Origin of the sequence: Pantoea cypripedii, assembly GCF_011395035.1 — a bacterium.
GTDB lineage: Bacteria > Pseudomonadota > Gammaproteobacteria > Enterobacterales > Enterobacteriaceae > Pantoea > Pantoea cypripedii_A.
In genome coordinates, this window is the sequence record NZ_CP024768.1 from 1,465,608 (window position 1) to 1,490,577 (window position 24,970).

At 54.7% G+C, this 24,970-nt stretch carries 27 protein-coding genes, 2 tRNA genes and 1 pseudogene; 11 read left to right on the plus strand and 19 right to left on the minus strand.

Annotated elements, in window-relative coordinates; translation table 11 throughout:
* The first annotated feature begins 71 nt into the window (after window positions 1-71).
* Window positions 72-239, plus strand: coding sequence for a ribosome modulation factor (gene rmf, locus CUN67_RS06740; protein ID WP_013508548.1), 168 nt, complete (start codon window positions 72-74; stop codon window positions 237-239).
* A 98-nt stretch (window positions 240-337) separates the two neighbouring features.
* Here rmf and fabA read toward each other — a convergent pair whose 3' ends face one another.
* The gene (gene fabA, locus CUN67_RS06745) at window positions 338-856 is read right to left on the minus strand and encodes a bifunctional 3-hydroxydecanoyl-ACP dehydratase/trans-2-decenoyl-ACP isomerase (protein ID WP_208714544.1); all 519 of its coding nucleotides are present in this window, start codon (window positions 854-856) and stop codon (window positions 338-340) included.
* Window positions 857-922: 66 nt separating this feature from the next.
* Window positions 923-2,784 (minus strand): annotated as a pseudogene (locus tag CUN67_RS06750) (AAA family ATPase).
* A 53-nt stretch (window positions 2,785-2,837) separates the two neighbouring features.
* Here CUN67_RS06750 and matP point away from each other — a divergent pair.
* The gene (matP, locus tag CUN67_RS06755) at window positions 2,838-3,305 is read left to right on the plus strand and encodes a macrodomain Ter protein MatP (protein WP_208714546.1); all 468 of its coding nucleotides are present in this window, start codon (window positions 2,838-2,840) and stop codon (window positions 3,303-3,305) included.
* A gap of 65 nt (window positions 3,306-3,370) precedes the next feature.
* Here matP and ompA read toward each other — a convergent pair whose 3' ends face one another.
* Together ompA and sulA are read right to left on the minus strand one after the other, a co-directional pair.
* Complete coding sequence (ompA, locus tag CUN67_RS06760) at window positions 3,371-4,438, minus strand: porin OmpA (protein WP_208714547.1); 1,068 nt, start codon at window positions 4,436-4,438, stop codon at window positions 3,371-3,373.
* Window positions 4,439-4,794: 356 nt separating this feature from the next.
* Window positions 4,795-5,289: an SOS-induced cell division inhibitor SulA gene (gene sulA / locus CUN67_RS06765; RefSeq protein ID WP_208714548.1), complete on the minus strand. Its 495-nt coding sequence runs from the start codon at window positions 5,287-5,289 to the stop codon at window positions 4,795-4,797.
* A 222-nt stretch (window positions 5,290-5,511) separates the two neighbouring features.
* On the opposite strand from sulA, the gene CUN67_RS06770 reads away from it, so the two are divergent.
* Window positions 5,512-6,111, plus strand: coding sequence for a TfoX/Sxy family DNA transformation protein (locus CUN67_RS06770; protein WP_208714549.1), 600 nt, complete (start codon window positions 5,512-5,514; stop codon window positions 6,109-6,111).
* Between the two features lie 26 nt (window positions 6,112-6,137).
* Here CUN67_RS06770 and yccS read toward each other — a convergent pair whose 3' ends face one another.
* Window positions 6,138-8,276, minus strand: a complete 2,139-nt coding sequence (gene yccS, locus CUN67_RS06775; RefSeq protein ID WP_208714550.1) for a YccS family putative transporter — start codon at window positions 8,274-8,276, stop codon at window positions 6,138-6,140.
* 9 nt (window positions 8,277-8,285) lie between these two features.
* A complete protein-coding gene (locus tag CUN67_RS06780; protein ID WP_208714551.1) occupies window positions 8,286-8,729 on the minus strand; it encodes a YccF domain-containing protein in 444 nt (147 codons plus the stop codon).
* A 123-nt stretch (window positions 8,730-8,852) separates the two neighbouring features.
* Here CUN67_RS06780 and helD point away from each other — a divergent pair, with 123 nt between their 5' ends.
* Complete coding sequence (helD, locus tag CUN67_RS06785; protein WP_208714552.1) at window positions 8,853-10,907, plus strand: DNA helicase IV; 2,055 nt, start codon at window positions 8,853-8,855, stop codon at window positions 10,905-10,907.
* A gap of 4 nt (window positions 10,908-10,911) precedes the next feature.
* On the opposite strand, the gene mgsA is transcribed toward helD, so the two are convergent.
* A complete protein-coding gene (gene mgsA, locus CUN67_RS06790; RefSeq protein ID WP_208714553.1) occupies window positions 10,912-11,373 on the minus strand; it encodes a methylglyoxal synthase in 462 nt (153 codons plus the stop codon).
* A 68-nt stretch (window positions 11,374-11,441) separates the two neighbouring features.
* Window positions 11,442-12,080, minus strand: coding sequence for a YccT family protein (locus tag CUN67_RS06795; RefSeq protein ID WP_208714554.1), 639 nt, complete (start codon window positions 12,078-12,080; stop codon window positions 11,442-11,444).
* 177 nt (window positions 12,081-12,257) lie between these two features.
* Between CUN67_RS06795 and CUN67_RS06800 the strand changes: the two genes are divergently transcribed.
* Window positions 12,258-12,680 carry a CoA-binding protein gene (locus CUN67_RS06800; RefSeq protein ID WP_208714555.1) on the plus strand — a complete coding sequence of 141 codons (423 nt, stop codon included), beginning with the start codon at window positions 12,258-12,260 and terminating at the stop codon, window positions 12,678-12,680.
* Between the two features lie 32 nt (window positions 12,681-12,712).
* Here CUN67_RS06800 and hspQ read toward each other — a convergent pair whose 3' ends face one another.
* The gene (gene hspQ / locus CUN67_RS06805; RefSeq protein WP_208714556.1) at window positions 12,713-13,030 is read right to left on the minus strand and encodes a heat shock protein HspQ; all 318 of its coding nucleotides are present in this window, start codon (window positions 13,028-13,030) and stop codon (window positions 12,713-12,715) included.
* A 59-nt stretch (window positions 13,031-13,089) separates the two neighbouring features.
* Window positions 13,090-14,280: a 23S rRNA (cytosine(1962)-C(5))-methyltransferase RlmI gene (gene rlmI, locus CUN67_RS06810; protein WP_208714557.1), complete on the minus strand. Its 1,191-nt coding sequence runs from the start codon at window positions 14,278-14,280 to the stop codon at window positions 13,090-13,092.
* Between the two features lie 85 nt (window positions 14,281-14,365).
* Here rlmI and yccX point away from each other — a divergent pair, with 85 nt between their 5' ends.
* Window positions 14,366-14,644, plus strand: coding sequence for an acylphosphatase (yccX, locus tag CUN67_RS06815; RefSeq protein WP_208714558.1), 279 nt, complete (start codon window positions 14,366-14,368; stop codon window positions 14,642-14,644).
* Here the strand turns inward: yccX and tusE are convergent, their stop codons facing one another.
* Both tusE and yccA read right to left on the minus strand, forming a co-directional pair.
* Entirely contained in the window at window positions 14,645-14,971 is a 327-nt protein-coding gene (tusE, locus tag CUN67_RS06820) for a sulfurtransferase TusE (protein ID WP_208714559.1), read from the minus strand.
* A gap of 98 nt (window positions 14,972-15,069) precedes the next feature.
* Window positions 15,070-15,726 (minus strand): FtsH protease modulator YccA, encoded by a 657-nt coding sequence (yccA, locus tag CUN67_RS06825; RefSeq protein WP_084873752.1) that lies wholly within the window; start codon window positions 15,724-15,726, stop codon window positions 15,070-15,072.
* A 223-nt stretch (window positions 15,727-15,949) separates the two neighbouring features.
* Between yccA and CUN67_RS06830 the strand changes: the two genes are divergently transcribed.
* The 3 genes from CUN67_RS06830 to agp all read left to right on the plus strand — a co-directional run bounded on the left by CUN67_RS06830 (window position 15,950) and on the right by agp (window position 18,024).
* A tRNA-Ser gene (locus CUN67_RS06830) sits at window positions 15,950-16,037 on the plus strand.
* Between the two features lie 35 nt (window positions 16,038-16,072).
* Window positions 16,073-16,160, plus strand: a tRNA-Ser gene (locus CUN67_RS06835).
* A 256-nt stretch (window positions 16,161-16,416) separates the two neighbouring features.
* Window positions 16,417-18,024 carry a bifunctional glucose-1-phosphatase/inositol phosphatase gene (gene agp, locus CUN67_RS06840; RefSeq protein WP_208714560.1) on the plus strand — a complete coding sequence of 536 codons (1,608 nt, stop codon included), beginning with the start codon at window positions 16,417-16,419 and terminating at the stop codon, window positions 18,022-18,024.
* Window positions 18,025-18,066: 42 nt separating this feature from the next.
* On the opposite strand, the gene CUN67_RS06845 is transcribed toward agp, so the two are convergent.
* The 3 genes from CUN67_RS06845 to wrbA are packed head-to-tail and all read right to left on the minus strand — an operon-like array spanning window position 18,067 to window position 20,345.
* A complete protein-coding gene (locus tag CUN67_RS06845; protein WP_208714561.1) occupies window positions 18,067-19,440 on the minus strand; it encodes an NAD-dependent succinate-semialdehyde dehydrogenase in 1,374 nt (457 codons plus the stop codon).
* Window positions 19,441-19,494: 54 nt separating this feature from the next.
* Window positions 19,495-19,725, minus strand: coding sequence for a YccJ family protein (locus CUN67_RS06850; RefSeq protein WP_208714562.1), 231 nt, complete (start codon window positions 19,723-19,725; stop codon window positions 19,495-19,497).
* Between the two features lie 20 nt (window positions 19,726-19,745).
* Window positions 19,746-20,345 carry an NAD(P)H:quinone oxidoreductase gene (gene wrbA / locus CUN67_RS06855; protein ID WP_084873756.1) on the minus strand — a complete coding sequence of 200 codons (600 nt, stop codon included), beginning with the start codon at window positions 20,343-20,345 and terminating at the stop codon, window positions 19,746-19,748.
* A gap of 315 nt (window positions 20,346-20,660) precedes the next feature.
* On the opposite strand from wrbA, the gene CUN67_RS06860 reads away from it, so the two are divergent.
* Both CUN67_RS06860 and CUN67_RS06865 read left to right on the plus strand, forming a co-directional pair.
* Complete coding sequence (locus tag CUN67_RS06860) at window positions 20,661-20,825, plus strand: general stress protein (RefSeq protein ID WP_084873757.1); 165 nt, start codon at window positions 20,661-20,663, stop codon at window positions 20,823-20,825.
* Between the two features lie 101 nt (window positions 20,826-20,926).
* Window positions 20,927-21,850: a DMT family transporter gene (locus tag CUN67_RS06865; protein ID WP_208714563.1), complete on the plus strand. Its 924-nt coding sequence runs from the start codon at window positions 20,927-20,929 to the stop codon at window positions 21,848-21,850.
* On the opposite strand, the gene rutG is transcribed toward CUN67_RS06865, so the two are convergent.
* From rutG to rutC, 4 genes are read right to left on the minus strand one after another with little or no spacing between them, the layout of a single operon-like run.
* The gene (gene rutG / locus CUN67_RS06870; protein WP_208714564.1) at window positions 21,847-23,175 is read right to left on the minus strand and encodes a pyrimidine utilization transport protein G; all 1,329 of its coding nucleotides are present in this window, start codon (window positions 23,173-23,175) and stop codon (window positions 21,847-21,849) included. The genes CUN67_RS06865 and rutG overlap by 4 nt on opposite strands.
* Window positions 23,176-23,220: 45 nt before the next feature.
* Window positions 23,221-23,736, minus strand: a complete 516-nt coding sequence (rutF, locus tag CUN67_RS06875; RefSeq protein ID WP_208714565.1) for an NADH-dependent FMN reductase RutF — start codon at window positions 23,734-23,736, stop codon at window positions 23,221-23,223.
* Window positions 23,723-24,529, minus strand: a complete 807-nt coding sequence (rutD, locus tag CUN67_RS06880; protein WP_208714566.1) for a pyrimidine utilization protein D — start codon at window positions 24,527-24,529, stop codon at window positions 23,723-23,725. The genes rutF and rutD overlap by 14 nt, the downstream gene beginning before the upstream one ends.
* Window positions 24,529-24,924: a pyrimidine utilization protein C gene (rutC, locus tag CUN67_RS06885; RefSeq protein WP_013508575.1), complete on the minus strand. Its 396-nt coding sequence runs from the start codon at window positions 24,922-24,924 to the stop codon at window positions 24,529-24,531. The genes rutD and rutC overlap by 1 nt, the downstream gene beginning before the upstream one ends.
* Between the last annotated feature and the right edge of the window lie 46 nt (window positions 24,925-24,970).

Consider the following 24,970-nt stretch of genomic DNA (forward strand, 5'->3'; position numbering starts at 1 on the left):
TGGTTGAACATTAATTCGCCACTCTATCTTTCCACCAGATTCCACCAGACCTGAAATGAGGGAAACGAGGTATGAAGAGACAGAAAAGAGACCGCCTGGAACGAGCACATTCACGTGGCTATCAGGCCGGTATTACGGGACGCTCGAAAGAGATTTGCCCGTACCAAATGATCGACGCACGGTCTCACTGGTTGGGAGGTTGGCGACAAGCCATGGAGGACAGGTCGGCGGTGGCCTAGCACTGCCGGATGTTCATCAAGTAAGGAACAAACCTCCGCTTAGCGCGGAGGTTTTTGCTTTCCCTGTCATTGAAGTATCGAGGGGAAAGTCAGGAGAACTAGAAAGCGGTGGTGTCTTTGAACAGGCCCACTTTCAGGTCTGTGGCGGCGTAAATCAGGTGGCCGTCGACAAACACTTCGCCATCAGCCACGCCCATCACCAGTTTGCGGTTGATGACACGTTTGAAGTGAATTTTGTAAGTCACTTTTTTCGCTGTCGGCAGTACCTGGCCAGTGAATTTCACTTCACCCACGCCCAGTGCGCGGCCTTTACCTTCTGCACCCAGCCAGCCCAGATAGAAGCCAACCAGCTGCCACATAGCATCCAGACCCAGACAGCCCGGCATCACCGGATCACCGATGAAGTGGCAATCAAAAAACCACAGGTCAGGGCGGATATCCAGTTCGGCTTCAACAAAGCCTTTGTCGTATTTACCGCCGTCTTCGGTCATTTTGACCACGCGGTCCATCATCAACATATTGCCTGATGGAAGCGGCGGTCCGTTTTCGCCAAACAGTTCTCCGCGACCTGAGGCAACCAGGTCTTCTTTGCTATAGGATTCGCGTTTATCTACCATGTTCTCAATAAGCCTTATTTAGTGAAGCCCGAATATTAGCGAACAGTTGTACGCTGGGCAATGCTATCAGCTGTGGTTAAACCAGTTAAGCCAACGAAATGGCCACGGACGCTGACGCGTTTCCTGCTGATTAAGCTGAGCGATACGTTCCTGAATGGTGCTCAGCAGTGAATCTCCGCTTTCACTTTGCCACACGACCCCGGTCAGCAGCGGCAGGGCTTCATCTACCCGCTCAATGGCCCAGATGTGGAACTGGCCCTGTTCTACCGCTTCAACCACGGTCGCATTCAGACTGAGGTGGCGTATGTTACTGGCGGGCAAAATCACGCCTTGCTGGCCGGTGAGGCCGCGTTCGTGACAAATGCTGAAGAAGCCTTCAATTTTCTCATTCAGGCCACCTACCGGCTGTACATTGCCAAACTGATCCACCGAACCGGTGACAGCTATTTGTTGGTTCAGTGGCTGATTAGCCAGCGCACTGATCAGGGCGCAGAGTTCGGCGAGCGAGGCGCTATCGCCATCGACTTCAGAATAGGATTGTTCGAACACCAGCGAAGCAGAGAAGGGGAGTGGCTGTTCCAGTTCCAGCTCAGCAATCAGATAGGCCTGCATAATCATCATGCCTTTCGCATGAATATTGCCGCCCAGTTCTGCTTTGCGTTCAACATCGGTGAATTCACCGTCACCCGGATGCACCACACAGGTAATGCGTGAAGGTTCGCCCCACGGACGTGGATGACCCGGGAATTCAATCACCGACAGACCATTGATCTGGCCGACCACTTCACCTTCTGTCTCGATCATAATCTGATTGAGCAGGATTTCATCACGCATACGGTCGGCGAGGAAGCTTTCACGCCACTGGCGTGCTTCCAGTGCGTCTTTGAGTGCTTCAGCATTGAGTACGTCACCGTGCAACGCTGCTTCCTGCATCTGGCGGCGTAGCCAGCGCGGACAAAGCGGCAGCGTATCCTGATCGCCCGTGTTACGGACCGCCTCGTTAATCAGCAACGGCCAAAAGTCTTCTTCCGGATCGGGCAAACCGGCGAGGCCAGCCAGGGTCAGTGTCCACTGGCACCAGGCCGTCATGTCGTCCTCATCCACCACCTGAAGGTTTTCTTCAAACTCACTGTAAAGCGCCATTTCATGCGCTTCTGTGTCCAGTGCCTGAAAATCAGCCAGTGCATCACGTTCGCCACACAGAATCAGGCGCAGCTGGAGGGGCAGAGGAGGGATAGCGACGGGCAAGGGTTGGCGCTCATCCTGGGAATACCAGTCAAAACGGCCTGATTCGACGCTTTTTTTCAGACGTAACCACATCAATGGCTGTGCCAGGAGAGTGGTTACGCTCAGAATAAGTGTGCCACCGTTAGCACGATGCAATAACCCCGGCTCCAGTTGCACACGATCTTTATACTGGCGTACACATCCGAACAACTGTTCAAATTCTATCCATTCGGCATAATGCACGCCGCCCTGGCTGGTAAACGGACGGCTGCTGTCAGTCGGTGGCAGCAGGCTGACATTGTCGCCCATGACCAGATAATCGCCACCCGAAAGGGTTTCCGTTTCTGGCTGGAAACGTTGCGCAGCATTGGCAATCCAGGCGAGATAATCGTTATTTTCCTGGCTGCGTAACAACAGCAGTGGTAACCCTTGTTGCTGATGATGCAAATGCGCCAGCGCATTCAGCAGACGCGGCTGGACCGCGGCCAGACTATCGCTATCTTCCAGTGAGACATTAGAGAAAATGGATTGGTAGCGGGTGCTATCCGGCTGCAGGGCTTGCCACGTGAGTTGAGAGCTGGTCAAAATATTCCATTCGTCAGATTCGGGAAAAGCGCGATTATACAGGAATCAACCGGGTTAAGCACTGCGGAGTTCCGGCCCGAATTGTGACGGTTGCAACATGTTTTTCCTTGCTGCATCCGGGAAAAAAGCTGTTATTCTTAGTTTGTTACGTGATCACGATGAGATTCCGATGAAATACCAGCAACTCGAAAATCTTGAAAGTGGATGGAAGTGGAAATACCTGGTGAAAAAGCATCGGGAAGGTGAGCTGATCACCCGTCATCTGGAGCTGAGTGCAGCCCAGGTCGCGGTCGATGCCTTGTTGTCGATGGAAAATAGCCCGGTAGAGGTCAATGAATGGATTGCCCAGCATATTCATCCCGATCTGGATAATCGTCTTAAGCAGACCATCCGGGCACGTCGGAAGCGCCATTTTAATGCGGAACATCAGCATACCCGGAAGAAATCCATCGACCTGGAATATCTGGTGTGGCAGCGTCTGGCAGGGTTAGCACAACGTCGTAGTAGTACCCTTTCTGACACAATCGTGCAGCTGATTGAAGATGCAGAACGCAAAGAGAAGTATGCCAGCCAGATGTCTACGCTGAAGCAGGATTTACAGGCAATTCTGGGAAAAGATGGCGCAGAGAACGACTAGTTTTCGTTCCTGTTAAACAGCTATAAAAAAACCCCGCCGAGGCGGGGTTTTTACTGCGTGTAAACTTAAGCCTGCGGCTGAGTTACCACGTCTTTGATACCTTTCACGTCGATTTCAACGCGACGGTCCGGCGCCAGGCAGTCGATCAGGGCATTGCGGCCTTTCACGCTGTCACAGGTGTTGCCAGTAACCGGGTTAGATTTGCCCATGCCACGTGCAGAGATCTTGTTGGACGGGATACCTTTAGAAACGAGGTAATCGACAACAGACTGAGCGCGTTTTTCAGACAGTTTCTGGTTGTACTGCTCTGAACCGATACGGTCGGTGAAGCCCAGAACAACAACTGAACCATCTTTCGGGTCCAGTGAGCTCAGCTGGCTGTACAGCTGATCCAGAGCCTGCTGACCTTCTGGTTTCAGGGTAGCTTTGTTGAAGTTGAACAGGACGTCAGACTTCAGGGTGAAACGCTTGGTTTCAACAACCGGAGCCGGGGCCGGAGCCGGAGCTACAACCGGGGCAGCAGCTTCATCCTGACCGAAACGGTAAGAAACACCGACGCTCAGCATGCTGTTGTCAGGGCGTGCACCAACGGTACCTGCGTCACCGATGTTGTTAACCCACTGGTAGTCCAGACGAGCTGCCCAGTTCTGGGTCAGTGCGTATTCAACACCAACAGCAGCCAGCGGAGAAACGCCGGTGTCGTGATCGCTGATGCGAACGCCGTTGTTGTTCTGAGTTGAATCAGCACGCCATACCATGCCGCCCAGACGGGTGTAGATGTCCAGATCGTCAGTGATTGGGTAGCTCAGTTTAGCAGCCAGCTGAACGCCTTGTGCTTTGAATGCGCCATTGATGTTGTTGCCTTTGTAAGGCATACGGCCCAGCCAGTCATAGCCCAGCTCGAAGCCCAGGTACGGGTTAGCCTGGTAGCCCAGGAATGCGCCTGCACCCAGCTGATCCTGATGAGTCGGACCGTCGTTGTTCACGTAACCGTTACCGTAGTTACCTTTGTCGTGGTACTGAGACCAGCCCAGTTTAGCACCGGTATACCAGGTGTTATCTTTAGGAGCGGCCTGCGCTACGGTAGCGAAGCCAGCCAGTGCCACTGCAATTGCGATAGCTGTCTTTTTCATTTTGCGCCTCGTTATCATCCAAATAGGCAATGAGCAAAAATGTTTGCTCTTGGTTGTAATCCAATCCTTCGCCGGGTCAACATGCTCGCTTATGACTCTACCGAAAAAAAACGGAGGTTATTGAGCACCCTGGCGAGGTAAAGTCTACAACGAGATTGGAAACTTACAAGTATGATGTGACGCCAGGCGATAAAAAAACAGGGGTTTATACACACATTTTAACAATTGACATGGCATAATCTTCGTGATCAGAAATGAAAAAAACGGCTAAGCCATTGTCTAAGCTGGCTGGACAAGAATCAGTGGCTTAGCGTTAAGTTCCACAAAAAACGGTGTGAGAAAAATCTTAATTTTACTTAATGAAACAAATCTGAGGGAATTTTTGACGAAGACGGTTGTCTCGACAAAACAGCTTCGTACCCTTGAGGACGCATAACCAGCCCCAAAGCTTCCCCTTCCGCTGCCGCCTGTTTCAGTTCCCAGCGCTCTTCATCGTTAAGTTCATACGGAATCCACGCCAGAACAACGCTATAGTTACCGGTGCGCAGGGCTTTAACCATGCTTTCTACCGTACTGTAACGTTCGCTTTCGGTGATATGCATACTCTTTTCCAGCGGCAAACCTGACTGCTGCATCCACTGGCGATTCAGTTTGTGCGCCGGCGTTAACCACAACTGCCAGCGTGATTGCAGGCTCAATTCTTTCAGGACCGGCAGCAGCAAAAGCGGCATCATGCCGGGTTGTTCACTGTAACGCAGCTCCGTAATGCCGCCCAGCGAGGGTTGTGCTGCTACACCTGAAGTTGCAAAACGGTGAGAACGATCAGCGGTGCCAGAGAATTGAGTACGCATAATTTAATCACTCAGTAATGAACTGTATGAATATACAGTAATGACTTCCTGGATAAAGATCAACCTCAATTTCTGAAAACGTCTCGCAAATTCCGCACATTTTTTGCTCTGACTGCATTTATTCATTGAACAGCCAGATCGTTTTCCATATCTTCTAACTCGATGAATAAATGGATGTTTATTAGGATTTTTCTGGTAAAAGGACTTCAGGAAGGTGTCAGCATGAAAAAAACTCATCCGGTTGTTGAGCAATCAAAAGTGCGGCTGGCGGCACTGGGAAAAATTGAGTCTCGCACGCAGTTCGGTGGCTATGCGCTTACAGTGGGAAAGGTCGTCTTTGCATTTATCAATGATGATGCGCTCTATTTACGAGCCTGTGAGGCGGTGGCGGATTATGCCGTTGAACGACCTATGGAGCCGTTGATTTATCGCAAACGTGGCATACCAGTGGTCCTGAACTATTTCAAAGTCGATAAGTGGCTTTGGCAGGAGCCAGAACGGTTAATGCGGCTTTCTGCCAGCGCTTTACGGGCGGCCCGCGATGAGCTTGAGACCAAATATGTCTCTCTTCGGTTGAAAGATTTACCCAATCTCAGCATGCGAATGGAAATGCTGCTGCACAAGGTCGGCATCTGTTCGGTTAAACATCTGTATGAAATCGGCGCGAAGCAGAGTTGGCTGAAATTGCGGGCGGTGAATAAACATATTGGTCTGAAAACACTGCTGGCGTTACAGGGAGCGATTTCCGGGCATCATGAGGCAGCGCTGCCGAGTGAGGTGCGAGCAGAGCTTTGCGCGTGGTATCAAAAAACGCTCCGCTAAAGTGGCACAGCAGAGCGAGTTCCATTTTAACCCGCCACAAGGATGCGACGCAGGCGTGCAATTTCCGGCAGCAGGGCGATCAGTAATCCCAGCTGTTGCAAAACTAACGGTGCCTGCGTTTCCGGACTGGCTTTCATTCCGGCCAGACGATGCAGCAGGGCTTGCTGCATCCGGTCGGCCTCAGCATCGCTGACGCGTTCAATTTGCAGAACATCTTCAACGAAGCATACCGCATCATCCAGCAACGCCAGTAACGTCGGGTCGCTCAGACCAACACGATGCGCCCCGAGCGCCGAAATATAGCTGAGAAAGGAGTGATTCAGGCACAGCATCCGAAAGGCGTTTTCCCGTAATGATTGTTGGTAACGGGCTTCACTGCTCATATTGGAAACTACCGAGGCCAGTTCTGCATCCGCGTTGTGTGCATCGCGGCGGGCCACACGGTAAGCCAGACGGTTATCTTTACCCTGATGATATTGCTCCATAATGGCATCAAGGTATCGACAGTTGGCATTTAGGGTGCGCTCGGCTACGGCAGGTAACTGACGGAATTGCCAGTCTGGCCAGACAAAGGCCACGGCCAACCATGCCAGACCACAGCCCAGCAGCGTATCCAGCACACGCGGCAGCGCGACTTCAAAACCTTCACCCAGCAGGTTGAAGCACAGCAGCACCAGCAGGGTAATGAACAATGTCGCCTGTGCATATTGTATTTGCCGAAAGGCGAAGAACAGCACACCGCTGAGGACAATCAATATTAGCTGACCCTCGATTGAAGGCACCAGCCACAACACCGGCAAACCGATGGCTATCCCTGCCAACGTGCCGCCAATGCGCAGCGCGAGGCGACGACGCGTGGCATTGTAATTTGGCTGACAGACGAACAGGCTGGTGAGCAGAATCCAGTAGCCGCGATGTAAGCCGGTTAATTGAATTAAGCCATAACCGACACATAACACCAACGTCATTCTGACTGCGTGACGGAATAGCGCTGAAGTCGGGGTGAGATGGCGGCTAATGCGCAAGCGGATATCGGCCCAACCGCTTATCTCATCGCTGGAAAGGTTGTCATCGCTTGAGGTCGCGGGTTGCGCCAGCTTTTGTTCTGATTCAATCGAAGCCAATTGAGCGTCCATTGCGCGCAAATTGCGTAGCAGCCAGAACAGGGCTCGGATATTGGCTTCATCGGGGGCGCTTTGCTGCAAGCGTGCCAGCGCGGTTTCAAGCCGCTCAAAGGCACGTTCAAAGTGTGTATCGTGGTGCCAGGGCTGGCGTAATAAAATGTTCTCAGCCAGCTGACGGCAGGCGTGTGCCTGCATATTCAGCAAGCGCTGAAAACGAAACAGCACTTCGTTGTAGCGCCAGTCGTCGCGCAGCTGATGATATTGCAGATGCGATGAGCTGGCGCGTTCATGAATATCCTGGGCCACAAAATAATAATGCAGGCTGCGCCTGGTGCTGCGGGAACCCCGGTCGCCACGTAATCGACTCTGAATGGTACTTTTGGTGAGGTTTAGCTGAGCCACCAATTGACTGTTTGCCATGGCGGTGGCGATCAGCGCGGCATCATCCAGCTCCCCACCATCGGGATCAAACAGGCTGGCTTTGGCATCCAGATAGCGCGCCAGCTGGGAAAAACTGGCTGCCAATTGTTCCTGAACCGGGCGTACCGGGAAGATCAGATGGCCGATTAAGGTCAGCAGGTTGTACCACAAAGCCCCCACCAACAGGAGGGATGGCTGCATCCACCATTGGTGAAACAGGCCCGTGCCCAGCATGGTATAGACTGCGATAAGCAGGGCACCAAAGGCGATGGTGGCATAGCGCTGTCCAAGCGCACCCAGCAAAATAAATCCCCAGGTTGAAAGCGCCAGGCCGATGGTGAAGGCCCAGGGATAGGGGAACAGCAATTCGACCGATACCGACGCGATACAAAAACAGATAAGGGTGATCAGCAAGTTACGCAGGCGTCCTGCCAGACGATCGTCGAGATCAGCCAGTGCGGCGGCCACCACGCCGAGTGTGAGAGGAATGGTCCACTCAATTTGCTGTAACCACCAGGGGACGGCGGCGCACCCCGCAAGGGCGAAAAAAATACGCAGTAAATAACGCAGGCTGCTGTTAAACAGATAACGACGCCAGCCGGGTAAAGCATCATATATCATGGTTCAGCCTTAGTAACGACGGCGGGCATTGGCTTCCCGCGCTGCCTGAGCTTCTTCCACCGACACCACGCGACGCCCCACTGGCCACAAGGCGATGGCAGCAATCTTGAAATTGGCAATGCCAACAAGGATGCCGATAATCGTCAGACATTGCACAATGCCGGCAGAAATATGCATCAGGCACAGCCACCAGCCGAAAAACACCAGCCAGAAGATGTTGAGGAAGGTGCCACCCGCGTTCATGACGTTGTTTTTACTGTCCGGACGCAGTACATCGATATGTACTGCTTCATTACCAAATGGCAGCAGCGAGAGTTTGGTGATCTCCCAGCAGGAGCGCGTCAACGGCAACGTGAAGATGAGAATGATGCTGATGAGGGTCGCCAGCAGCCAGCTAAGGGTGGTAAAAACGCCCCCCAGTACAAAGTTGAGAATATTGAGCACGGTGCGCATAACACGATTTTCCTTTTGCAATCCGCAATATGTGTCGCCAAGTTTAGCCTGTTTTAAGGCTGGAGCGTCAAGGGTCTGGCAGGTAAACTGCGCGATAATCCTATTCCTGAAGACGGTGCAGACATGGAACTGAAAGCAACATCAATGGGTAAACGTCTTGCACAGCACCCTTATAATCGCGTGCGTCTGCTGGCTGCAGGGGTTGAAGTCAGCGGCGATCGTCATGAATACCTCATACCTTTCAATCAGTTATTAGATATCGTTTGTAAGCGGGGATTGGTATGGGGTGAGCTGGAATTTTTGCTACCAGCAGACCAGGTGGTGCGACTGCACGGCACCGAGTGGCAGGAAACGCAGCGCTTTTTTCATTATCTGCAACAAGCCTGGCAACGCTGGAGCGAGGAGATGAGTGAGGTCTGCGTTGATGTGCTGACTCACTTACAACAGGAAATCTTTGCTTTTACCGGGCAGGACCGCTGGCTGAAACGCAGCGAACTCAACGCGGTGAAGGAAAATATCACCCGGCAATTCTCCGCGCTACCTTTGCCAACATCACGTCTTGAAAAGTTCGAAAATTGCCGCGAACTGTGGCAATTCTGCCAGCAATGGCTGGAACAGGGTGACGCAGCCATCCGTCAGCGCAATCGTGAATGGACCACCAAAGTTCTGCAGGAGTATCAGGCGTTCTTCTCAACGGTGGAAACGACCCCGTTGAACCCCTCGCAATGTGAAGCTGTGGTCAATGGTGAGGACGCGTTGCTGGTGCTGGCGGGTGCCGGCAGTGGCAAAACCTCGGTGCTGGTCGCGCGGGCGGGCTGGTTGCTAAGGCGCAAACTGGCACAGCCGGAACAAATTTTGTTGCTGGCGTTTGGACGTCAGGCGGCAGAAGAGATGAATGACCGCATTCAGACCAGGCTTGGGGAAAGCGCAATTCAGGCGCGTACCTTCCATGCGCTGGCTTTGCATATCATTCGCGAGGGCAGCAATAAACAACCGGCCATCAGCAAACTGGAAAGTGACAGTAAAGCCCGCCGTCAATTGCTGATCGAGGCCTGGCGTGAACAATGCGGCAGTAAAAAAGCTCAGGCCAGCGGCTGGCGTCAGTGGCTCCAGGAGGAGCTGGAATGGGAAATTGCCGACGGGCCATTCTGGCAGGATGACAAACTGGCGCAGCGCCTGGCATCGCGTCTGGAACGCTGGCTGGGGCTGATGCGCATGCACGGCGGTGCGCAGACCGCGATGATTGATGATGTACCGGAAGAACATCGCGATCAATTTAGCAAACGTATTAAGTTGATGGCTCCGATCCTGAAAGCATGGAAAAGCGCGCTGAAAGAGGAGGGGGCTGTCGATTTCTCCGGTTTGATCCATCAGGCGATTGCCATCCTGGAGAAAGGACGGTTTATCAGTCCCTGGAAACATATTCTGGTGGATGAATTTCAGGACATCTCCCCGCAGCGTGCTGCATTACTGACCGCATTGCGTCAGCAAAACAAACGCACGGCGCTGTTTGCTGTAGGTGATGACTGGCAGGCCATTTATCGTTTTAGCGGCGCGGAGATGAGCCTGACCACCGCCTTCCATCATTATTTTGGCGAAGGTGACCGCTGCGTGCTGGATACCACTTATCGCTTTAACGATCGTATTGGTGAGATTGCCAATCGTTTTGTGCAGCAAAACCCACACCAGTTGCGCAAGCCGCTGAATAGTCTGACCAAAGGTAACAAGAAGTCGGTGACGTTACTGGCGCAGGAGCAACTTGAACCATTGCTCGATAAGTTAAGTGGTTACGTGAAACCGGAGGAACGTGTTCTGCTGCTGGCACGCTACCATCATTTACGCCCGGCGTTGCTGGATAAAGCCAAAACCCGCTGGCCAAAACTGCAACTGGATTTCATGACCATCCATGCCAGCAAAGGGCAGCAGGCGGATTATGTCATTGTGCTCGGCTTGCATGAAGGGCGCGATGGATTCCCGGCGGCAGCACGCGAATCCATTATGGAACAGGGATTGTTACCGCAGCCTGAGGCTTTCCCTGACGCAGAAGAACGTCGCTTAGCCTACGTGGCGCTGACGCGTGCACGTCAGCAGGTATGGTTGCTGTTCGATAAAGATCGGCCTTCCGTTTTTGTCGGGCATTTCCGTGATTTAGGCGTGCCGCAGAACCGGAAAGCCTGATGCATTACGATTGAAGGCGTTCTGCCAGGTAACGTGGGTAATCAGGGATCTGGATCTCCACTTCACGGGCAAACAACGGCGACTGGATCAGGAAATCTGCGGTGGAGCGGTTAGTCGCCACCGGGATATTCCAGACTGTCGCCAGGCGCAGCAACGCTTTGACGTCCGGATCGTGTGGTACGGCGTTTAGCGGGTCCCAGAAGAAGAACAGCACATCAATTTTACCTTCCGAAATCAGCGCGCCAACCTGCTGATCGCCGCCCATCGGGCCACTCAGCATGGCGTTAACATCCAGACCGGTATGACGATTGATAAGATTGCCGGTGGTACCAGTGGCGTACAACACATGTGACTGCAGCACGCTTTGATTTTTCTGCACCCAATCCAGCAACGAGGCTTTGCAGTGATCGTGAGCGACAAGGGCGATATGTTTTTGAATATTGAGGGTACGAACGGTTTGCTCCATGGGGCTTCCTGATTCTTAGCGGTCGATGTAAGTAATACATCGAGTTTACCCCTGGCGTTTCGTTCCTATCAACTTGCGCGTAAGGTTTTCATCCAACTGAGAAAACGCAAACGGGTGGCGGCATCAAAACGTTCAAACCAGCGTTGTAATGAAGGCAGGTCACTGACGTCCTGCCAGGCGAAATCTGCGTTCATCTGAGCGTCAGAGATGCTGCTGGTTTGTACGGCAAAGCGCGGCACGGAAGCGGCCTGACCATTGCGGTTATACTTGAGCATAGCCTGTTCCAGGTCGCCGCCGTCCGGCTGTGGCAGACGGTCACGAATGCTGGCGATTTCTTTCCCTTGTTCATCCACCAGCTGGAAATTGAGTGTTCTGTCGAAGGTGGAGCGCTCGCGGCGGTTGTCCAGCGCGGGCAGACGAATAGCGACGGTTTTGGCTGTGGCGGTGAAGGTCACAATCATCGGCACGGACTGATAATGCGGGGCGTTGCGAGGTGTTGAGTCAGGTGATTTTTCCACGCGAAACAGAAACTGGTGTTGTCCGCGTTCCAGTTCCAGGCTGTCCGCGCCTTTCAACAGTGAACCGGAAATTTTGCGCCCATCCAGCACCAGAAGATCGATTTCCGGATCCAGTTTCAGGGTAATGGCATGGCAGGATGCTGATACGAGTAGCATTATCAAACCCGTAACAGCGAAAAACAGCTTCATTTCAACTCCCGTGAACTGGGCGCAAATCAGTGATGTGTAGCAAATTATTACATTATGGCAGTTAGTTTACATTTTAACATACTTATTCGTGCTGCCGCGCAAACTTTTCCGCTAAGGGAGTTGTGCGAGGCCAGCTGATGCCATTTACACTCAGGCGAGTGAAAAAAGGAGAGATGCATGAACGATCAAACCATTCGTGATGTTTTGACCCACAGCAAACGTATTGCGCTGGTGGGTGCCAGCGATCGCCCTGATCGTCCCAGCTATGGCGTGATGAAATTTTTGCTTGATCAGGGTTACGACGTGATTCCGGTCAGCCCGAAACTGGCCGGTCAGCAGCTGCTGGGACAAACAGCCTACGCCACACTGGCCGATATTCCGGGTAGCATTGATATGGTGGATGTGTTTCGCAATGCCGAAGCAGCGTGGGGAGTGGCGCAGGAAGCCATTGCTATTGGCGCGAAGACGCTATGGTTCCAACTTGGTGTGATCAATGAACAGGCCGCCGTGCTGGCGCAGGATGCGGGTTTGACGGTGATAATGGATCGTTGTCCAAAAATTGAAATACCGCGACTGGGCCTGGTGCAACCGGTGCATTAAAACAAACGGCGACCTGAGGTCGCCGTTTTTGCTTAATGACGCAGGCGTGGTGCCTGTAACTGCTGCCGAATCGACGCAGCCAGTTCATCCATGGAAGGTTGTTCCGGATGTTCAAATGATGTTTCACCAGCAAGCTGAATTTCAGCGACGTAGGTGTGAACCTGCTCGCCCTCTTCATCTTCCATCACCACATGATACCAGGGTGCTGCGCGCAGTTTCTCAGCGGCACCCACTTCTTCCAGCTTAGGTTCGTCCAGCGAATACTCCGGATCAACATCCACAATCACACCGAGCACCCCGGAGAGACGGTGTCGGACCTGCTGTCCAATTCCAAATTTACTGGCAATCATAGTGACCTCCCAAAATGCTACCCTGCTGAAGATATGGAGGCAGAGGCAGCTTTTTCAAGTCACAGCACGCGGCAGGCGAAACCTTTCAGATAAAGCCCTTCAGGATAGCTGGCGATCACCGGGTGGTCGGCTGCCTGACGGAACTGCTCAATAAATTGTACATCACGGCCGGCATCGACGGCGGCGTCAGCGATGATTTTCTGGAATAAATCGGTCGCCATCAGTCCTGAGCAGGAGAAGGTCATCAGAATGCCGCCGGGGTTCAGCAACTGAATCGCCAGCATATTGATATCTTTGTAACCCCGACAGGCACCGGTCAGTTGATTTTTGTTCTCAACGAATTTCGGTGGATCCATCACGATGACATCAAACTTTTCACCGCTGTCACGGTAACGACGCAGTAACTTAAACACATCGTCACGCAGGAACTGGGCGCGGGAGACATCCAGACCATTGAGTTCCACGTTCTGTTTCGCCACGTCCAGGGCGTCCTGCGAGGTATCAACGCTGATCACTTCGCGGCAGCCGCCCATCAATGCCGATACCGCAAAGCCGCCAGTGTAAGAGAAGCAGTTCAACACGCGTGCGTTGTCGGCGTAACGGCGTGTGGCAAAGCGGCTGTCACGCTGATCAAGGTAATAACCGGTTTTATGACCACCCTGAATATTCACCAGCAATTTCATGCCATGTTCGGTGATCGGTAGCAGCGGCGGTGGCAATTCCCCACACACCGGACCTTGTGTCAGCTCCAGTCCCTCTTTTTTGCGCACTGCCACGTCGGAACGATCGTAAATCGCGCATTCCGGGAAGTACTGCTGCAGGGCAGAAACAATGGCCGGACGCTGGTATTCGGCACCGGCGGACAGCAGCTGCAGCACCAGGAAATTACCGAAACGGTCAATGGTCACGCCGGGCATGCCGTCCGATTCACCGGCAATAAGACGGTAGCTATCCAGACCATCGCGCTGCGCCAGCCAGCTGCGCCACTGCTGTGCCTGGGTAAAACGGCGGACAAAGAAGGCAATGTCGATCGACTCATCCTGTTGCCAGCTCCAGACGCGCGCCCGAATTTGCGATTGCGGTGAATAAGCGGCACGGGCCAGCCATTTACCATTGCTGTCACAAATATCAATGGTTTCCCCGGATTGGGCTTTACCTTCCATGCGGGCAACGGCACCCGAAAATACCCAGGGATGGCGGCGGAGCAGGGATTTTTCACGTCCCTTAGCGAGAATCAATCGAACAGTCATAGTTTGCTATGCTTACCTGAAAAAATGAGGCGCCATTTTCCGGTGGATGGCGGCAAAATGCAATGAACAGTGATGGGGGAGCACAATGGCCACAACCTGCTTCAAAATCTGGGTGCACGGCCTGGTGCAGGGCGTTGGGTTTCGCTACAGTACGCAGGCGCAGGCCAAAGAGTTAGGTGTAAAAGGTTATGCACGTAACCTGAATGATGGCAGCGTGGAAGTGCTGGCCTGGGGAGAAGACGCGCAGGTCACAGCATTAATCGACTGGTTGAAAGCGGGCGGCCCGCGCAGTGCTCGCGTGGAAAAAGTGCTGGTGGAACCCCATCAACCGACAGAACCACCCAGTCGTTTTACCACGGGCTGATTACAGACACTTCGCTGGCTTCGGCAACCCGGCAATTTTTGTTGCCTGCTTTGCCGGGCCTTCCGGGAACAGGCGGAACAGATAGCGGCTGTTGCCTTTCTCCTCGCCATATTTTTGTGCCATGGCTTTCACCAGCATGCGAATTGCCGGTGAAGTGTTAAATTCCAGATAGAAGGCGCGCACAAAATGGACCACCTCCCAGTGCGCTTCGCTCAGAGTGATGTCTTCTGTTGCTGCGATGGCTTCCGCCAGTGGCTCGTTCCAGTCGGCGCTGTTTTTCAGATAGCCTTCCGCATCGGTGGCAATCTCTTTACCGGCAAAAATCACGGTGACTCCTCAGATTCAGTTTGCGCGTATTGTAGGGCGGGGCCGCCAGAAAAAGCAAAACCCCGCCGGAGCGGGGTTTTATGACGAACTGGCTGACGTTAGTCGCGGCTGGCGAAGCCCAGCAGACTCAGCAAGCTGACAAAGATGTTGTACAGCGAGACATACAGGCTCACGGTGGCGCGGATATAGTTGGTTTCGCCGCCGTGAATGATGTTGCTGGTTTCCCACAAAATGGCACCTGCTGAGAACAGGATAAACAGCGCGCTGATTGCCAGGTGCAGGGCAGGCAGCTGCAGGAACAGGTTAGCCACCACCGCCACCAGCAGCACCACAAAGCCCGCCATCATCATGCCGCCGAGGAATGACATATCGCGACGGGTGGTCAGGACGTAGGCCGAACAGCAGAAGAACACCAGCGCGGTTCCGCCCAGCGCCATGCCAATCACATCACCCATACCCGCCGAGAGGAATGAGTTAAGAATTGGCCCCAGGCAGTAACCAAGGAATCCGGTGAAGGCAAAGGCGGCCAGAATACCCGTCGGGCTGTTCGCCAGGCGGTAAGTCAGAAACATCAGGCCATAAAAGCCGACCAGCATCAGAATCAGACCCGGTGCAGGCAGGGCGAAGACGGTGCTGAGTGTGGCGGTAACGGCGGAGAACGCCAGTGTCAGGCCAAGTAAGAAATAAGTATTGCGCAGCACTTTGTGGGTGCTGATTAGCGACTGCCGCTGCGACGACGTAATAATTCTATCCATCATGCGCTCCTTAAATTGAAAGAACACCAAATCTGCGGAAAGAATACGCAGCGGTGCTGGGACAGAAAAGGCGTTTTACCCTTCTTTACGCGATAAATTGCTGTTTCCCTGAGCGGAATGGCGATTATGGCACCGAATAAATAGTTTTTGGCTGTTTTTCAGGCGAATGAATCGCAGCAGGCTTTACATCTTCGGGGGGGATGTTTATAGTGCGCGTCATTGCGGAGGGGTGGCCGAGCGGCTTAAGGCAGCGGTCTTGAAAACCGCCGATGGGAAACCATCCGAGAGTTCGAATCTCTCCTCCTCCGCCACTTAATCTGTTCAGGGTTAAGTATTTGTTTTATCAGGAGGGATGGCCGAGCGGCTTAAGGCAGCGGTCTTGAAAACCGCCGATGGGAAACCATCCGAGAGTTCGAATCTCTCTTCCTCCGCCAAATTAAAGAAGCCCGCAGCGATGCGGGCTTTTTGCATTTCTGCTTCAGAGAATCTGAAAAACATCCCGTTGCTTTTCAATCTGCTGCCTTAAGCCTACGGCGAGGCTCTGTTCTGCTATAGTCCATTCACGGTTTTTGCAAACATCTGGCGATTTTCCCAGGCAAGCTGGGTTACACTGTGGGGCAATTCGCTCTGTGGCCGAGCTAATCGTTTGAATGCCAGAGTGTTTCACTGATGAATTATGGAATAGGCACAATGATCAAGAAACTGAGTCTTTGCGCGTTGTCAGTCATCGCTGCGTTACCGATGGGCATGGCAGCGCAGGCTGCGGAAGGGGACATGCAGCTGCAGCAGGTACTGATGCTGAGCCGTCACAATCTGCGCGCACCGCTGGCAAACAACGGTAGCGTGCTGGAGCAATCAACGAAAAAAAGCTGGCCGCAGTGGGATGTGCCCGGTGGTCAGCTCACCACCAAAGGTGGGGTGCTGGAAGTCTACATGGGTAACTATACCCGTCAGTGGCTGGCTCAGCAGGGCCTGGTAGAAAATGGCGCCTGCCCGGACAGCAGCAACGTATTTGTCTATGCCAACAGTCTGCAACGCACCGTGGCAACAGCCCAGTTCTTCGTGAATGGCGCTTTCCCTGGATGTGACATCGCCGTGACGCATCAGGATGCCATGGGCACCATGGATCCGGTGTTCAATCCGGTGGTCACTGATGGCAGTGACGATTTCAACAAAAAAGCCCTGTCAGCAATGACCGCTGCCAACGAAAAGCTGGCGTTAAAACCGGCTTACCAGTACCTCGAAAAAATTATTGATTACAAATCTTCCCCGGCCTGCAATGGCAAGAAACAGTGTGATTTGAGCAGCGGCCAGAACACCTTCAGCGCCGATAATGGCAAAGAGCCGAACGTCAATGGTCCACTGAAAGTCGGCAATTCACTGATCGATGCCTTCACCCTGCAATATTACGAAGGTTTCCCGCTGGACCAGGTCGCCTGGGGGCAGATCAAAACGCCTGAGCAGTGGAAAGAACTGGCAGCGATTAAAAATGGTTATCAGGATGCGTTGTTCGCTTCACCGGATGTGGCACGCGAAGTGGCGGCACCGCTGGTGGATTATATCCGCAGCCAGTTGATCGATCAGGACAAAGCCAACGCGCCGAAAGTGACGTTGATGGTAGGGCATGATTCGAACATCGCTTCGCTGCTGAGTGCGTTGCAGGTGAAGCCGTATGAGCTGCCGGGCAACGATGAGAAGACACCGATTGGTGGCCAGGTGGTGTTTGAACGCTGGCACGATGCAAAAAACAACAAAGATCTGCTGAAGGTGGAATATGTCTATCAGACCAGCGATCAGCTGCGTAATGCTGATGTGCTGAGCCTGAAGAATCCGCCGAAGCGTGTCACGCTGCAACTGGCGGGTTGTGATGCCGATGCTAACGGTTATTGCAGCTGGGATCAGTTCGCCAGTGTGCTGAATGCCGCCTTGCAGGGCACGCCGTTGCAGCCTGCTGCTCCAGCACCGGCTGCTGTTCAGCCAGAACAGGCCGCCGCGTCAGCGACGACCAGTGACGACGCGCAGGTCCAGGCCGATCAGGCCGCTGCCGATAAAGCCACCGCAGATAAAGCGGCGGCGGACAAAGCGGCCGCGCAGAAAGCCGCAGATGCCAAAGCCGCAGAAGAGAAGGTGAAAGCGGACAAAGCAGCGGAAGCGAAGGCGAAAGCCGAGAAAGCCACCGCCCAGAAAGCTGCGGAAGAGAAAGCGAAAGCGGATGCCGCTGCTGCTGAAAAGGCCAAAGCGGATGCGCCGGCTAAATCAGATAAGAGCGATGCGACCGCCCCGGCGGCCAGCAACTAAGTTGCCCGCCGTTAAAAAACCCCGCCGCGGCGGGGTTTTTGTTTATCCGGCCACCACCACCAGTTTCTGGTTGGCAAACTCTTTCAGACCGAGATCAGACAGCTCCCGTCCATAGCCGGAGCGTTTCACGCCACCAAAGGGCAGTTCCGCTGCGGTATCGCTTTGTGAATTGATAAACACCATCCCGGTTTCGATTTGCGCTGCCATTTTGCGCCCGCGAGCAATATCCCGCGTCCATACCGAGCCACCAAGGCCATAATGCGAGTCATTCGCCAGCGCCACGGCAGCACTGTCGTTAGCCACCACATAGACCTGAGCCACCGGGCCAAAGAACTCCTGATAATAGGCCGGATTGTCAGGCGTCAGGCCGGTGAGAATCGTCGGCTGGAAGTAATTACCGACGCCAGCAATGGCCCGCCCGCCAATCTCCACCTGCGCGCCATGCGCGATAGCCTCATCAACCTGTTTAATCAGGCGCTCGCGCGCATCCTGTGATGACAGTGGTCCGAGGGTGGTTTTCTCATCCAATGGATCGCCTGCAACAGCCGATTGCAGGGCGGCACTGAATTTTGTCATAAAGCGCTCGGCAACCTGCTCATGAACGATAAAGCGCTTCGCTGCGGTACAAACCTGGCCACAGTTGCTGAGACGTGCCTGCGCCCCCTGGCGCACGGCTTCATCGAGGTCGGCATCGTCCAGCACCACAAACACATCGTTGCCACCCAGTTCCAGCGTCGATTTCTTCAGATACTTACCGGCCTGCTGCGCCACTGCGCTGCCTGCCCGTTCAGATCCGGTGAGCGCCACGCCCTGAACACGATCATCGGCGATCAAATCCGCCACCTGATCATTCGAAATATACAGATTGGTCCAGGCTCCAGGTGGTGCTCCCGCCTCATGTACCAGTTTTTCGAAGGCATCGGCGCAGTGCGGCACAATGTTGGCGTGTTTTGCCAGTACCGGGTTGCCCAGCGCCAGGTTCGGAGCCAGCACCCGCATCAGTTGGTAATAGGGGAAGTTCCAGGGTTCCACCGCCACAATCACGCCAACCGGATGATATTCCAGCCAGGCATCACCCACATCGCTGGGATAGGCTTGCGGTTGCAGCAGCGTTGCCGCGTGTTCGGCATAGTAGCGGGCGATTTGGGCACAAATTTTGACTTCGCCACGGCTTTGACCAATCAGCTTGCCCATCTCCTGGCTGGCGATGGTCGCCAGTTGTTCAACGCGCGCATCGATCAGATCCGCCAGACGTTTCAGCACCTGCAGTCGCGGTTGGATATCTCCTTTGCACCAGTCGGAGTGGTAAAGACGATCGGCAGTCTCCAGCGCCTGCTGCACATAAGCGGCATCATGCGATGACCAGCTCTTTAGCAACTGATTATTGGCGGGATTGATACTTTGATAGGAAGACATACAACGCTCCTTGGTCAATTAAGACGACAAAGGCGGGACTGGCCCGCCTGAGATTCAGATGTTTTTACGCTCAACCGTCTTATCATCCCACGTCAGGACGTCCTGATCGGTCTTATCAAAGGCGCGAAACAACACTTCATCGCTGCCCTGTTGACGCCAGATTTCTTCTGCCAGGCGTTCGTCATAGTTAGCAACTTCGAATATCGCTTCTGCGATTTCTGTAGAGGTGTGGCGTAGTTTGGCCCATTCGCCCACGTGGTGAGCTTTAGACTGTTCTGTTGCCATAAAGGTCTCCTGTTGTGGATTTATCCTTTCAGTTTTACCGCCAGACCGGCGACATGTTCGCCCTGGAAACGGGCGATATCGAGTTCTTCTGCAGAAGGCTGGCGCGATCCATCGCCCCCGGCAATGGTGGTGGCCCCATAAGGGGTGCCGCCGCGCACATGGGAGATATCGAAAAGTTCTTTGGTGCCATAACCGATGGGGACAATCACCATGCCGTGGTGGGCGAGGGTGGTCCAGACCGAAGTGATGGTTTGCTCCTGGCCGCCGCCGGTGCCGGTGGAGGCAAACACGCTGGCAATTTTGCCGTAGAGCGCGCCTGAGGCCCACAGCCCGCCAGTGCGGTCGAGGAAGTTACGCATCTGACCGGCCATGTTACCGAAACGCGTGGGGGTGCCGAGGATGATGGCATCGTATTGTGGGAGATCTTCGGGGGTTGCCTCAGTGGCTGGCTGATTGACCTTGCCGCCGACCTGCGCGAAGCGTTCGGCGTCCATGGTTTCCGGCACGCGCAATATCGTCACTTCCGCACCGTTCACCCGACGTGCGCCTTCAGCAATGGCCTGCGCCATGGTTTCAATATGTCCGTACATGGAATAATAAAGCACCAGAATTTTCGCCATCTTTTTTCTTCCTGCGGGGTTTGAACACGTAATCTGAAGTATAGAAGAGCCTGCGTGACCTGCCGCTGAACAGCACAGCCGCTTAGCTGCGGCTTCGCTTAATACTCGGCTAAGCGCTTGTCATCTGGCGTAAAATGCCAAATCGTAGAAGAAATTAAGAAGAATATGTGTTTCAAAGTATAAATATCAGCCATAAACGCAACGCTATTGGCTATTCTTTAATCGGGTGGTCCGGAAAACGTGCCACCTGCGCTTTTCACCCCTTGCATGTGAAAAGTCCTGACCACAGATGCGAAAACTCTCTCGGAGGAAATGATGGCCCAACATCGTGGAGGATCGGGTAATTTCGCGGAAGATCGCGAAAGAGCCGCGGAAGCAGGCCGTAAAGGCGGTAAGAATAGCGGCGGGAATTTCAGAAACGACCCGCAGCGCGCTTCCGAAGCAGGTGAAAAAGGGGGACGCAGCCGCGGTAAGAAATAATCCGGCTGTACAGTAATTCCCTCCGCCGCCGGGAGCGCCCGGCGGTGACAACGCCTTCTGACTCTGCGAAAATGACGCCCGAATTCACATCGTGGTGCTTTATGTCTTCAGCTTCTTCTCGTCTTTCCCTGCGCCTGACGCGCCAGGAACTTGTGTTGATCTTCATTACCATGGTCTGGGGCGGCACCTTTCTGGTGGTGCATCGGGCGATGGCTCATTCCGGCCCATTCTTCTTCGTTGGTCTGCGTTTTGCGACGGCGGCGTTACTGCTGGCTTTTTTCTTCCGCCGTTACCTGAAGCAAACCACCTGGCTGGAGTGCAAGGCGGGGGCGTTGATTGGTGTGGCTATCGCCGGAGGCTATGGCCTGCAAACCTGGGGTATGCAAACCATTTCCAGCAGCCAGTCCGCCTTTCTGACTGCGCTTTACGTGCCAGTGGTGCCGCTATTGCAGTGGCTGTTTTTACGTCGCCCACCCGGATTAATGGCGTGGCTGGGGATTCTGCTGGCGTTTATTGGCTTGTTGCTGGTGGCGGGTCCGCAGGATGGCCGTTTCGCCCTGAACGCCGGTGAAATGGCCACCCTGCTGAGCACCCTGGCGATTGCCGCTGAAATCATTCTGATCAGCCGGTTTGCTGGTCAGGTTGATGTGCGTCGTGTGACGCTGATCCAGCTGGCCGTCGCATCGGCCTGTGCTTTCGTGTTTATGATCCCCAATGGGGAAACGTTACCGACCCTCAGCACGCCGCTGGTGCTGAGTGCGCTGGGTCTCGGTGCCGCCAGTGCCCTGATTCAGGTCACCATGAACTGGGCGCAGCGCAGTGTCTCACCGACGCGTGCGACGGTGATCTATGCCGGTGAACCGGTTTGGGCAGGGGTAGTGGGGCGGCTGGCAGGTGAACGTTTACCGGCAGCGGCCTTGCTGGGGGGAGCGTTGATTGTCTGCGGGGTGATCGTCAGTGAATTACGCATCCGGCGTAAAAAAGCGGTGCCGGAGCTGGCACCGCAGGAGATGCAGGAACCCTAACTGTTTTGGCGTGCCGTCTGGTTCTCACCCAGGCTGGCACCGCGACGGCGCAGAATTGCGTTGAGAATGATGGCACCGAAGGTAGCGGTGCCGATGCCGCCCAGGGTGAAGTTACCAATTTTCAGCGCGAAATCCCCGGCCCCCAGTACCAGCGTGGTTGCCACCATAATCAGATTGCTGTTCTGGCTGAAATCGACGTGATTTTGCACCCAGATACGTGCCCCGGCCACGGCAATCAGACCAAACACCACAATCGATGCACCACCAATCACCGGGCCGGGAATGGTGTGGATCAGTGCGCCAAATTTGGGTGAGAAGCCCAGCACCAAAGCAATCACCGCCGCAGCGACAAAGGCCAGCGTGGAATAGACTTTTGTAACGGCCATCACGCCAATGTTTTCCGCATAAGTTGTCACACCGCTGCCACCGATTGAACCCGAGAGCATGGTGGCCAGGCCGTCACCGACGAAGGCCCGCCCCATCCAGGGATCAAGATTGCGCTCGGTCATGCCCGCCACTGCTTTAATATGTCCGAGGTTCTCCGCCACCAGAATGATGGCCACCGGCGCGATCATCACGATCGCCTGCATATCAAACACCGGCGTGGTGGTATGCGGCAGGCCAAACCAGGCCGCGTTGGCGACGCCAGTGAAGTCGACCGGCTTGCCAAACCCCATGACATTGGTCAGCAGGGCATAGATGGCCCAGGCGACGATCAGACCGACCAGGATCAGCAAGCGCTGCACCATGCCTCGGGTAAACACCGCCACCAGACCAATACACAGCACCGTCATCACCGCCATCCAGCTATCGAACATTGAGGACGACACGCTATGTACCGCAATCGGGGCGAGATTCAGCCCAATCGCCATGACAACCGCGCCGGTGACTACGGGTGGCATCAGCCGTTCGATCCAGCCGGTACCCACTTTCATCACCACAAAACCAATCAGCGTATACAAGGCACCACAGGCGATCACCCCACCGAGCGCCAGTGAGAGGTTGGGGTTGAGACCCTGACCATTGAAGCCGGTGACGGCGATAATCACGCCAACAAAGGCCGCACTGGAACCGAGATAGCTGGGCACGCGTCCCCCGGTGATGACAAAGAACAACAGCGTGCCAATCCCGGAAACCAGAATCGCCAGATTTGGGTCCAGCCCCATCAGCAACGGCATCAGCACCGTTGCGCCAAACATTGCCACAGCATGCTGCAGGCCCAGAATCACGGTCTGCCCGAGCGGCAGCGTTTCATCCGGTGCAATCAGCCCATTTTCAGTCAAGGCTGACTTTTTCTGCCAGCGGGGAAACCAGGAACTCGCCATCGTCTTCTCCAGAGTGTCTGTGGAACCGGACCGCGCAGGGCGGCGTTAGCGGGCTTCCTGCCGTGAAAAGTGATGATATCCGCGGTCAAACCAGGCAAGGCCGTGCGACTCCTCATTCCGCACCAGCGCCAGCACCTCGCAAAATAGCGTGTCGTGAGTGCCGACGCTGACCACTTGGGTGATTTTGCAATCAAACGACACCAGCGCGCCGTCCAGCAGCGGTGAGCCACTGGTGAGCGTATGCCAGCGGGCGGCGAGAAAGCGTTCGGCCATTGGCGTTTTGCCACCAAAAAGCGTTGAAAGATCTTCGTGTCCGGCAGCCAGTGTATTCACGCACAAGTAACCGTTGTCGCGAAACACCGGCCACACCGAGGCAGAACGGTTCAGGCACACCAGCAGCGTCGGCGGTGAATCGGTCACGCTGCACACGGCTGAGGCGGTAAAACCGGCCCGGCCAGCCGGACCGTCGGTGGTGATGATGTTGACGGCGGCACCCAGGCGTGACATCGCATCGCGAAACGTCTGGCGTTCAACCGTCGGTAAGACTTCATGCACACTCATCCGTGACCTCCTGAGCGCGGCTGTCGTCCAGCCATTGCAGCAACAGCGTGTTGAAGTTTTCTGCATCGGTGACGCTCATGGCATGCCCACCCCAGGCCATTTCAATCAGGCTGGCGTTGGGCAGCGCAGCAGCCAGCTGCTGAGAGCAACTCCAGGGGACCAGCAGATCATCCTGGCTGTAGATGGCCAGCACCGGCTGGGTGATGCGTGCCGCATGGGGGCGAAAATCGGCGCTTTTCAGCGCGTGCAGGCGGCGCAGCAGGTTTTCCATGCCCTGGAAATGTTTGACGTGGTGGGCGTCTTCCGCTTCGATGCGCGACTGATGACGCGCCAGCCATTCGGCCGGATAAAGAAACAGCGGCTGGGCGCGCACAAAGGCCTCAACGCCCACATTGAGCAGCAGGTCCTGGCGTACCTGGAAGCAGCGTCCGGTATGGGCATCGAGTGATAACCAGCCGTTAATCACCACCACGCGTCCCACGCGTTGTGGGTAGTCGAGCGCCAGTTGCAGGCCAATCAACCCGCCGAGTGCATGGCCAATCAGGTCAAAGCGTTCGATGCCCTGTTGCTCCAGCGCGTCCGCCAGTTCGGCGGCCATCATCGCCATGCTGTAGCCTTCAGGCAGCGTATCCGGGCTGCGGCCGGTGCCGCGCTGGTCGTAGGTCACCACGCGATAATGCTGTCCCAGCGCCGCCAGCTGGGGTTGCCAGAAACCGGCCACCCCGCCCAGGCCGGAGGAGAGCACCAGCGTCGGTGCGTCCCTGGTCTGTAAACCCTGAATCTCCAGATGCATTACGCCTCCTGTTTGCCGATGTGCGCCACTGTGGCAATCTCGACCAGCGCATCAGGCTTCACCAGCCCGCATTGAATGCAGTAGCGTGCCGGTTTATCCCCAGGGAAGTATTCGGCATACACCTGATTAATCGCGGCGTAGTTACTCCAGTCAGTGAGGAAGATGGAGTTGAAGGTGACGTCATCCATGGTGCCGCCAGCCGTTTCTATCACCTTTTTAATGGTTTCCAGTACGTGGCGGGCTTGTGCAGCCGCATCGCCAACATGCACCACGTTATTTTGCGCGTCGAATGGCAGGGTGCCGGAAACGTAGACCACGCCATCGGCGAGGGTACCGGGCACAAAAGGGGCGATAGGTGTGGTGGTGCCGGGCGGAATAATGACACTTTTAGGCATGGCTTGATCTTCCTTTTCGTGGTTTTTGCAGGTGATTACGATCTTG